Here is an 11,525-nt window from a genome sequence, read left to right on the forward strand (position 1 = left end):
CAATTTAATCAATTAAAAATTAAAAATGCAAAATTAAAAAAAAATGCAAAATTAAAAATTGTGAGATTTAATTTTTAATTTTTAACTTTTAATTAATCGGAGGGAAGGATGGGGAGGATGGATAATTAGCAATTAGCAATTAGCAATTAGCAATTAGCAATTAGCAATTAGCCATTAGCCATTAGCAATTAGCAATTAGCAATTAGCCATTAGCCGATAATGTAGAAATACTTCCTGGTCAACCTGCTGAACTTCTAAAAGTTGCAGTTTTGGTGCTAAATTTGCTAAAAATCCCTCTCCTTCAACTGGTGTCGGCGCATCCGCACCACCTAAAATTAGAGGGCAAATCGTCAACCACAATTCATCAATTAAATTATCAGCAAGTAAAGAAGCTACTAATTGCCCTCCTCCCAAGATTGCCAAACGCTGCAAACCGAGATTAGCTAACTGTTGAAAAGCTGCAAACCAGTCAATATTTCCATTAGGCATTGATGCAACTAAAATTCGATCGAAGTTCGGCATTAATTCTTTATTCTCATCATTTATTGCCGCTGTTAATAGCCAGCGGGGTACGGGTTGCTGAAAAAATTGCAAATTAGGGTCAAAATTGCGCGATCGCGAACAAACTATCTGTATCGGTTGTAACTCTTTTCCTTGTTCTGCCCTCATTTTCAACAACTCTGGCGCAGATACTCTCATCGTTGTCCCGTAGGCGCGGAGAGTGTTGCTGCCAAATAATACCCCATCTGCGATCGCGATTTGTTTTTCTAAATGAGCTTTGTCTTGGGCGGAACCAAACCTTGCAGGCGATCGCATCTTATCGGCAATTTTACCATCAGCACTCATTGCCAGAATCACTGTTGTCTGCGGTCTACCGCTCTTATTTCCCATTATCAGTTCTACTAAAATTTGTCAAGTACAATATTGAGTATTTATTTAATTTCTGAGAGTAGAGATTTTAACTAAGGTACAAATTATTTTTCCTCTGTTAACAAAAGGTCAATCTTTGGGTAATCTGTAGTACAGAAAAGTCTACAAATTTTGTATTTACTTGACAAATTGCAACTTTTCTTATTCTTTAGAGCCATAACCTAAAGTTTTACATCTTCTTACTTAATCAGGGCTACTTTACCAATTCATCAATTGGAGATCGAGATTCCAGACAGGAATCAGCCCTTTTCCCATCTCAATAAACACAAATACAAAGATACTAAAGGGGCATCAATGGCAGATTTATTTTTTTCAGAGTATATCGAAGGTAGCAACAGCAACCAAGCGCTAGAAATATACAACAGCAATGAGTCTACAGTTGACCTATCATCGGCTGGCTACGCTATAGAAATCTATGCAGATGGTAGCACTTCTCCTACCACAACAATCAACCTCACTGGCACGATCGCAGCAGGTAAAACCTTTGTCGTGACGGACTTGGGGGCTGATACAATCATTTTAGACAAAGGCAATCAAACCAATACGGCATTATCTTTTAATGGCAACGACGCGATCGTACTGCGAAAAGCTAGTAATGTAATTGATGCGATCGGTCAAGTCGGCTTCGATCCCGGTACAGCTTGGACTAGCGGGGGCATTAGCACTCAGGATACCAATTTGCGGCGTAAAGCCAGCGTCATCGCAGGTTCCACCAACCCCCAACAAGCCTTTAACCCTAGCCTGCAATGGGACGCATACCCCGCCACCAACGTCAGTAACCTGGGAACCCACACCACGTTAGCACGGGAACCCCAACGGATTTACGACATTCAAGGAAAAGCCCATCGTTCCCCCTTGGAAAACCAGCTTTTATCAACAATTCCGGGGATTGTTACGGCTGTAGTGCCAAATACAGCTACAGTAACGGGTGAGGAAAATGGCGGATTTTATCTGCAAGATCCCTCTGGGGACGGAGACACCGCCACATCTGACGGTATTTTTATCTTCACCGGTTCCACTCCTAGCCTAAACCCAGGGGATTCATTGATAGTTACGGGTACTGTCAAGGAAATCCGACCCAATAACGACCCCCAAAATCTCACTGTCACCCAGATTGTCACTCCCTCTTATACCACAGTATCAACAGGCAACCCCTTACCTGCCCCTACAGTCATCGGCAATGGCGGCCGGATTCCGCCAACCACAACCATTAAAAGCGCTGTTGGTAACATCGAAACCAGTACCGAATTGTTCAACCCTAACAGCGAAGGGATGGACTTCTACGAAAGTCTGGAAGGGATGTTGGTACAGGTCAATAATGCCGTAGCAGTTAGTCCCAGCAACAGCGAGGGCGAAATTTGGATATTGGGGGATAACGGGGCCAACGCCACTGGTCGTAGTCCGCGCGGGGGTATTTCCATTATTAGTTCTGGCACTAATGTTGACTATAATCCAGAGCGGATTGAGGTAGACAATACGCTATTTAAGGGTACTAATACCTCTTTAAGCAATCCGAATGTTAATGTAGCGGCGCAGTTGGGAAGTATAACAGGAATAATTGACTATCGCGATCGCAACTACGAACTGCTAAATACTTCCGACTTAAATCCCCCAGAAAAACCCCTACAACCCAGTCCCATTACACGAGAAACAACCGCCCTCAAAGGCAGCGATAGCCAGTTAACGGTAGCGACATTCAACGCCAGCAATCTTGACCCCAGTTCTGAGAAGCTAGTTGGCCGCCTCGCCACTATCATCGCTAATAACCTCCAAGCACCTGATATTATTGCCCTTCAGGATGTATCCGACAATAGCGGCCAACAAGATGATGGCATAGTAGATGCTAAAGAGACATATCAGGCTTTGATTGATGCGATCGCAGCAGCAGGAGGTGGTACTTACGAATATCAGCAAATCAACCCCAATAACAACCAAGACGGCGGCCCCCTCAACAACCGTTCCGGTTTTCTCTTCAATCCTAGCCGCGTTACCTTTGTCGCAGGTACAGCAGGCAATGCCGACAACGCTATTGAAGTTAATAGCGGTACCACTGTTTCCCTCAATCCCGGCCGCATTGACCCAACAAACAGCGCCTTTAACAATCAGTCTAAATCTCTCGCCGGACTATTTGAGTTCAACAGCCAGAAAATTTTCTTAGTTAATAATGATTTTATTTCCCAAGCAGAAGACGAGCCATTATTTAGCCCCAATCAGCCACCAGCAAGACTTTCCGAAGCCAAGCGAATTGAGCAAGCCGCAACTGTCAATAATTTTGTAGATAGCATACTCGCCAGAGATGCCAATGCTAATATCATTGTTTTAGGCAGTTTTAACGACTTCCCAACCTCCGAAGCTTTAAATGTTTTAAAAGGTCAACCAGAAGGAGAAGGAACTGCTGTTCTTACCAATTTAGTTCAAAATATCAACTTGCCTGCCGCTCGTTATACCGCAATTATTGATGGCAACTCTCAACCTCTCGACCAAATTTTAATCAGCCCAAATCTGCGGGATAACACTGCTCCAGAAATCGATATCGTTCACGCTAACGCCGAGTTTACCGAGCCAGAAATTGATAATTTCCTATTAAGAGAACCCGTTTTAAGTCGCTTCAGTTTTGGTACTAACATCACTTTAACTATTTCTCCTTCGTCCTTCCCAGATATCGTACCCGCAGGTACATTGAGGGGAAGAGTTACTCGAACAGGAGAAACAGACAATTCCGTTAATGTAACTCTTACTGTCAGCGACCCCTTAGAAGCTAATTTTAACGGATTGGGTACAACACAATTGACTATCGGTACTGGTCAATCTGCCGTAGATTTTAACCTTAATGCTGTCAACGATCAGATTACTGATACTACTTGGAAAACAGTAGATTTAACCGCTGCGGCAACAGGTTACACAGATGGCAGAACTAAGGTGACGGTAATTGACGATATTACAGCAGCAATTCCAGTTTTACCCTCTGAAAGTCCAGCCCCAATTCCTAGTGCCTCGCCCACACCTATAAATAACACTCCCAATGTTAGTAATAACACCCGCCCAGACAATCCGATCCTCACACCTCTCACCTTTGACGGCGGTTCCAGTTTCATTTTTAACTACCCGACAGATAATGCGACATTTGGCACGAGCATTGGCGATACTCTAGCTGGCAATGACGGAAATGACATTTTGATCGGTGCAGGCGGTGACGATTCGCTATTAGGCTATCAAGGCGATGATATTTTGGATGCCACCAGTGGCAATGATAGTCTGTTTGGTGGTAAAGACAGAGACACTCTGCTTGGAGGTGGCGACAGCGATTTAGTTTGGGGCGAGGAAGGTGCTGATATTCTGGATGGCGGAGTAGACGGCGATACTCTGTTTGGGGGGACGGAGAATGATACCCTTTACGGCAACAGCGGTAATGACAGTGTTTATGGTAATGAAGGGGATGACTTGATTTACGGCAACGATGGTAATGATAGTTTGTACGGTAATCAAAACGCTGATACGATTTCTGGCTGGGAAGGTGAGGATAGCGTGTTCGCAGGGAAGGATAATGATTTTGTTTTTGCCGGGGAGGGTAACGATTTTGTCTGCGGTGATTTGGGGGATGATTACCTCAGTGGTGAGGCCGGCGATGATGAACTTTTAGGTCATGAAGGTGATGATACGATTTATGGGGGGCTTGGAGCGGATACGCTTAATGGGGATTCTGGTAATGATACTTTGATTGGGGGTGCTGGTAACGATCAGTTGCAGGGCGGAGAAGGCAGGGATGTTTTTATTTTCTCCGATTTAAGTGATAATGGCGATACAATCCTCGATTTTGCGGCTGGCGACGGCGCAGATGTGTTGAATTTGCAGTCGGTATTTAATAAACTGAGCTATACCGGTTCTAATCCTATTGATGATAAGTTTCTGCGCTTGGTTCAAGTTGGCTCTGATGCAGAATTGCAAATTGACTCGGATGGTGCTAGTGCTGCGAATGATTTTACGGTACTGGTGAAGTTGAAGAATGTCACTACTGGGAGTTTTAATGCTAGTAATTACACTTTTTAGTTAACTGTTAACTGTTAACTGTTAACTGTTAATTCAGGACTTAGGTAAAACTATCGTAACGCCGCCATCTTGGCGGTAAATAAACCGCCCAGAGGGCGGCGTTACATAAAGCATTCGTAAGTCCTACTAAATATCAATGCCTTCTTCCTTCTTCCTTCTTCCTTCGTAGGTAATTTTGAATGAATGTTTTACTTCTGTATCCCCTATTTCCTAAAAGTTTCTGGTCATTTGAGAAAACCTTAGCTTTGCTAAATCGAAAGGCAATGTTACCGCCCCTCGGTTTAGTTACAGTGGCGGCAATTCTACCACAAGAGTGGCAATTTAAGTTAGTCGATCGTAACGTGCGCGAGGTGACGGAGGCAGAATGGGAGTGGACTGATTTGGTAATTCTCTCGGCGATGATTGTCCAAAAAGAGGATTTACTGACTCAGATTCAGGAAGCAAAACGCAGGAATAAGCGGGTTGCTGTGGGTGGCCCTTATCCGACAGCTTTACCTGATGAAGCCACAGGGGCGGGTGCAGATTATTTAATCTTAGATGAAGGCGAAATCACTTTACCATTATTTGTGAATGCGATCGCGCAGGGAGTTACTTCTGGTATTTTCCGTGCTGGTGGTGAAAGACCAGATGTTACTACTACTCCTATTCCCCGGTTCGAGTTACTAGAGTTTGATGCCTACGCGGAGATGTCGGTTCAATTCTCGCGCGGTTGTCCTTTCCAGTGCGAGTTTTGTGACATTATTGTACTCTATGGCCGTAAACCTCGGACTAAAACGCCTCAGCAAATTTTAGCAGAATTGAATCGCCTTTATGAGTTAGGTTGGCGGCGTAGTATTTTCATGGTCGATGACAATTTCATCGGCAATAAACGCAATGTTAAGTTATTTCTGAAAGATCTGCAACCTTGGATGGTGGCACATCAATATCCATTTTCCTTTGCGACGGAAGCTTCGGTGGATTTAGCCAACGATCAAGAACTGATGGATGCAATGGTAGCCTGTAATTTTGGAGCGGTATTTTTAGGGATTGAAACTCCCGATGAAGAGAGTTTGACTCTGACTCAGAAGTACCAAAATACACGAGATTCCCTGAGTGAAGCGGTGAATAAAATTACTCGGACAGGGTTGAGAGTAATGGCAGGATTTATCATCGGATTTGATGGTGAAAAGGCGGGTGCAGGTGCGCGAATTGTCAAGTTTGTGGAGCAAACATCGATTCCAACGGCGTTATTTAGTATGCTGCAAGCCTTGCCTGATACGGCTCTCTGGCATCGGTTAGTGAAGGAAGGACGGCTACGGAAGGAAGGGGCTAATATTAATCAGACTACTTTAATGAATTTTGTGCCGACGCGACCCCTTGAAGATATTGCCCATGAGTATATTGAGGCTTTTTGGGAATTGTATGAACCATCTAAATTTTTAGATCGTACTTATCGCCACTATCGCATTTTGGGGGAGGCAACCTATCCTAAAAAAGGTAAAGGTGCGGGTAAGAAAATTAACTGGGTGACTATTCGGGCGTTACTAACAATTTGCTGGCGACAGGGTGTTATTCGCAGCACTCGCTGGCAGTTTTGGCGCAATTTGTTGAGTATGTTTTATCATAATCCTGGTGGTGTAAGTAGCTATTTAGCGGTATGCGCTCAAATTGAGCATTTCTTGGAGTATCGTCAGATTGTGCGCGATCAAATTGAGGCACAAGTGGCTGAGTTTTTAGCTTCTGTTCCCTCAGTAAGGGTTCCTGAGATAGCGATTAAATAATTTTGTTAACGGTTAACTGTTAACCGTTAACTGTTAACTGCTGAATAGGAATACAAATTATAAACTCCGTCCCTATTTTAGGCGTTGAAAAACACCTGAGCGTCCCACCATGTTTTTCAGTAATAATCTGATAACTAATCGCCATTCCCATTCCTGTTCCCTTTCCCACAGGCTTAGTTGTAAAAAAGGGATTGAATATCTGTGTTTGAATTGATTCGGGAATGCCATTTCCATTATCCGCGATCGCGATTTTCACCCATTGCGAATCTACCACCGAGGTACTAATTGTAATACAACAAGGCTTCTTCTCAATCGAGCAAGCTACTCGTTGAGTATTTATTTCTTCTAGTGCATCAATTGCGTTTGTCAAAACGTTCATAAATACTTGGTTAAGTTGTCCAGCATAACATTCAACTAAGGGTAAATCGCCATAATCTCGGATGACTTCGATCTCTGGATGTTCTGCTCCCGCTTTGAGACGATGTTGTAAAATCAAGAGCGTGCTATCAATTCCTTCATGGATATTAACTTCTTTAAATTCGGATTCATCCATTCGGGAAAAATTGCGGAGTGATAGCACAATCTGGCGAATCCGATCGGTGCCGATTCTCATTGAACTGAGTATTTTAGGTAAGTCAGCTTGCAAAAACTCCAGTTCAATGTTTTCGACTTCTGTCTCAATTGCAGCGATCGGATTGGGATAATGATTTTGATATAGCTGTACCAAATTTAATAGGCTGTCAGCATAATATTGTACATGGATTAGATTACCATGAATAAAGTTGACTGGATTATTAATTTCATGGGCAATACCTGCCACTAATTGCCCCAAGGATGATATTTTTTCTGTCTGAATTAGTTGCGCTTGCGTTAGTTTTAAATTCTCAATAGCCTGCTCTAGCTGCTGAGATTTATCTCGTTCTCTAGCTTCGCTTTCGCGCAATGTGGCTTCTATCTGTTTTCGTTGAGCTATTTCGGCTGTAAGTTGTTCGTGGACTTCTAACTGCCGAAATACTTCGTCAAATGTATTTGCTAAAAATTGGATTTCGTTCGCGGGAATTGTCTTGGGCATCGGAAAAATGCCAGTTTTTTTACTTTGAGAAACTGCTTCGTTCAAGTCCTGTAATGGTTGTAATACATTCTTCTGAAGAAGTAGTGCCATGATTAACAAAATTGTGAGGATACCAACTAGCAATGATAAAGTTGAGGTAATAAAGGTTCTGTCGGCAGCTTGCTGCATTTGATTGAGATCGAGTAGCGCGATCGCCACTCCCCGTCGCTGGGATGCACCAAACAAGGTACTGCTAAAAGGCAGAATTTGCGCGATCGCAGGCTTGTTGTCCACAACGATATCGTCACTGACTTCAATGCCTGTAGTTGCTGCCCGATCGATCGCTTGGGTAAGTTGTGGATAGATAGAACTATATGGCTGATTAGTCGCATTCTGAGGGCTGCGGGCGATCGCCATCCCCAATGGATCAACAATCGCAATTTCCACCACACCCGGCATCGTGGCAAAATTTTGCACAACTCGTTGCAAAATACTTTTATGCTCCAACTCTAGTAAGCCTTCTGTGGAAAACTCTAGAGATTGGGTAATAGATTGAGCTCGGTTATGAACTTGCGTTGCTAAGTCAGACTGCATCAGCCGATAGTTGAGTCCCAGGATTGCCAGTCCAACTGTGGAGATTGACAACCCCACACTCACCAGCAACCGCTGCGACAAGCTATGGGGACGCAGCCATTTAGTCATGATTTCCACTCCTTGATGACTGTGGTAACAAGTTCAGTGTTAATTTCCACATCCTGACGCGGCATCCGTCCGGCGCGAGGGTCGGATTTCAATAGTTTAGCCATTTGAGCGATCGCCTCTGGCAAGCGACCAGACTCAAACATCTGTTGCTGCATAGCAATATCGCCCTTTTTGAGACCGGCGTAATCTTTCGCAAAATCCTCACCTTTCTGCCCCAGATTATTAGCAACTTTTTGAAACACTTCCTTCGGCTTTATTTCGACCGCACTCATAATATCGAACCAAGCCTTAATAAAGTGTTTTAATTCGGCTTTCTTCGTGCGAGTAATAGTTGACCGAGAAACCAAAGTATCAATGACCAAACTATCAACTTCCCCAGTAGTAAAAATAATATTACCCTCGATTGCTTGGGCCGTTTCGCCTAGAAGCGGTTGCCAGATCACGGCTGCATCTAAACGTCCTTGCCGCATCAGCTCAACTGCTGTTTCGTTGGAAATATCTTCAACCTTAACCTCTTCGGGTTTAATCTGATGCAACTTGAGAGCTTCTAATAAAATCAGATGATTCACTGTTCCCAGTTTAGCTCCTACTCTTTTACCGCGCAGGTTTGCTACTGACTTGATGACCGGTTGAGCCACAATGCCGTCAGCCCCGTGAGAAATATTTGTCACCATCACCACCACAGGCTTGTCACTCCCCGAATCAGACTGAAGCACATCCCACAAAGATGCAAAATTAGCGTCTAGAGTACCGCGCAGCATTGCACGAGTAGCATCTTGTTGATTCTGAAACCGAATGAGTTGCACCTCCAATCCGCGCTGTTTGAATAAGCCTGCTTCCTGAGCGTAAAGTGCAATATCAAATCCGGCCCAACTGGTGATGCCAACACGCAGGGGAGTTAGTTGCTGTGGCAGCAGGTTACAGGCATTCACAATCAGGCTCACTGCTAGGGTTAAAACACACAGGAGACTGAGCGATCGCCATTTAGTTAAGGTCAAGCAAAACCTATGCAATAATTGTCTAGTTTCTGTCTGAGCTTTGCCAGTCATCTATGCCACCTCAACGCTCTTGTGCGTCGATGATAGCAAGAATTTTGTTCTCGATCGGGGCTATTTTGTTGTAAAATCTTTCAAAGGTAAATCGAGCAAAAATGAGGGGAATAGCGATAAGTGTGGTTTGCTCCTCAAGAGTGCGATCGCTTACCCTATGTTTCGATATAGTCTAGGCAAAGTAAGCATTTTGCTGTTTTAGATCCGCCCCTGAATTTCCAAAACTGTATCAGTCCCCAAGCGATCGCGCCTTGATGACACTCATTGAGCGTTAGGATTTGGACGAGAGAAAATCTGCTAGCTCTGGAATTTCGCCGGCTCTTGTCCAATCATTTTCTCCGACTCGGCGCACGTTGGTTTTAGCCGTGATTTTCTGTTGCGATCGCAACTGTTCTTTAGTATAAGGGCCAACGGGGCCACTGCGAAAAACTTCCCATAAAACTTGCTGGGAGGTTGCGGTTTTCCTGACTGGTCGCATTACAGTCGCGCCCAGTTCTCCCTTTATCTGGTTAAGTTCAACTTCGATCGGGTCAGCGGGTGTTTTAGCTTTGGTTTTTTTAGCTTTTTTAGTAGTTTTAGCTTTGCCTTTTGTAGCCTTAGCTTTGGTTGCCGCCATAATTTTAGCTGCCTGTTTGCGCCCCCAAAAATGCCACAAAATCATGGCGATTGTTGTCCAAACTAAGTACAAAGCTCCACTTAAAGCTTCCGAGGTTTCTGTAGGTTTTCCCTGCGATGCTTCACTCGACAACTCGTTAAGGATCGCGATGTAAATTGGTATGCTGGCAATGCCTGATAGCACGTTGGTATAAATTATTACAGTAAAATCGTGGGCTGCTAATTTCCAACTGGTTTCGTGACGAATAAAACTTTTGCTAACTGAGGCATTGTGTTTTTGGGTTTTCTTTTGCTGAAGGTGGTTGTATCCTGGAAAGCTTTCGGGCCACCAGCTTGCTATCCAGTTTGCCCAGTGCGCTCCGTAGTAGTGGATGGCAGCAAAAGCTGTGGCTGTAGCAAAAAACCACATAATTACTACTAGGAAAACTCCTAAACCTAAGAATACCTCTGATAAATTTAATTTGCTAGCTAGTGCTGCGACTATTATGCTGATTGCTGCAACAGGAAAGCAGCTAATTAGAGGGATGTAAAGAAGCTGTTGCGTTTTGAGGTAGGTATTAATTAATGGCCAGCAGAATACTATAAGAGAGTTGAATCGGCTGGGTATTTTCCAGTAGTAGAGATAGGCAGAAGCGATCGTGCTTAAGATGCCATAGATGAGGAGTGCTTTGTCTATATATACAGAGTAGCGGTAGTAATTTCTTGAATAGTAAATTGGTGCGATCGCATCTGCAACGGGGCTAGTCACTATTACCGCTAGGAATAGCACCAAGAATCCGGCTAGCCCTTCTTTCCAGTGTTGCCAAGATCCTGTAGGGGAGGTATTTGGGGAATCAGTGCGCGATCGCTCTAATTGATCGGCTAGTCGCACCGCTACATAGTGATAGCCAGCCATGAGTGGAATTTGACAAAACCAGGCAACTGTAGCTAATTTTTCTATATCGCTTGCGGTTCCGATGTTTCGCCAAAACAGGTGGATAATGCCGAAGAAGGTGACGTTTAATGCGACCCCACGCAACCATGAGGTAGGATATGGTAAGCCTTTTGGCCAGTTGGAAGTATCCATAAACCTGAGATGTTTGGTAGGGGTATCAAGATTGTCTCAGGTTTTGAGTTGTCCAATCAGTGTTTAGTGTCACATTAAAATTCAGCCCTCCCAGACATAAGAGCCTCAGAGGGCTGAAAACTATCAATTTGGCGGTCAATTAGCCTGGAGAGTCGTCAAGAAGGGGTCATTGGTGACAAGTTAAGAAGAGCGCTCGAAAGTCAAGAGGGACTTTCTCTAAAAGCTCAAACGTGTGAAACTCAGACTGGATGAGTCATCTAGCCCCGGTGAATCCCCATGAGCCGAACCCGAAAAACTAATAGAGA

The 11,525-nt window shown here is 44.0% G+C and carries 6 protein-coding genes; 2 read left to right on the forward strand and 4 right to left on the reverse strand.

Going from position 1 to position 11,525, the window contains the following annotated elements:
- Positions 1–195 precede the first annotated feature (195 nt).
- On the reverse strand, positions 196–891 hold the full coding sequence (locus tag PN499_RS17875) for a RibD family protein (protein WP_272033447.1): 696 nt from the start codon (positions 889–891) through the stop codon (positions 196–198).
- A 333-nt stretch (positions 892–1,224) separates the two neighbouring features.
- On the opposite strand from PN499_RS17875, the gene PN499_RS17880 reads away from it, so the two are divergent.
- Together PN499_RS17880 and PN499_RS17885 are read left to right on the forward strand one after the other, a co-directional pair.
- A complete protein-coding gene (locus PN499_RS17880; protein WP_272033448.1) occupies positions 1,225–4,977 on the forward strand; it encodes a lamin tail domain-containing protein in 3,753 nt (1,250 codons plus the stop codon).
- A gap of 179 nt (positions 4,978–5,156) precedes the next feature.
- The gene (locus PN499_RS17885) at positions 5,157–6,737 is read left to right on the forward strand and encodes a B12-binding domain-containing radical SAM protein (protein ID WP_272033449.1); all 1,581 of its coding nucleotides are present in this window, start codon (positions 5,157–5,159) and stop codon (positions 6,735–6,737) included.
- 19 nt (positions 6,738–6,756) lie between these two features.
- Here PN499_RS17885 and PN499_RS17890 read toward each other — a convergent pair whose 3' ends face one another.
- The 3 genes from PN499_RS17890 to PN499_RS17900 all read right to left on the reverse strand — a co-directional run bounded on the left by PN499_RS17890 (position 6,757) and on the right by PN499_RS17900 (position 11,220).
- A complete protein-coding gene (locus PN499_RS17890) occupies positions 6,757–8,490 on the reverse strand; it encodes a sensor histidine kinase (RefSeq protein ID WP_272033450.1) in 1,734 nt (577 codons plus the stop codon).
- Positions 8,487–9,539, reverse strand: coding sequence for an ABC transporter substrate-binding protein (locus tag PN499_RS17895; RefSeq protein ID WP_272033451.1), 1,053 nt, complete (start codon positions 9,537–9,539; stop codon positions 8,487–8,489). The genes PN499_RS17890 and PN499_RS17895 overlap by 4 nt, the downstream gene beginning before the upstream one ends.
- Positions 9,540–9,810: 271 nt before the next feature.
- Positions 9,811–11,220, reverse strand: coding sequence for a DUF4339 domain-containing protein (locus PN499_RS17900; RefSeq protein WP_272033452.1), 1,410 nt, complete (start codon positions 11,218–11,220; stop codon positions 9,811–9,813).
- Between the last annotated feature and the right edge of the window lie 305 nt (positions 11,221–11,525).

This window comes from Kamptonema animale CS-326, assembly GCF_028330895.1.
Lineage (GTDB): Bacteria > Cyanobacteriota > Cyanobacteriia > Cyanobacteriales > Microcoleaceae > Kamptonema > Kamptonema formosum.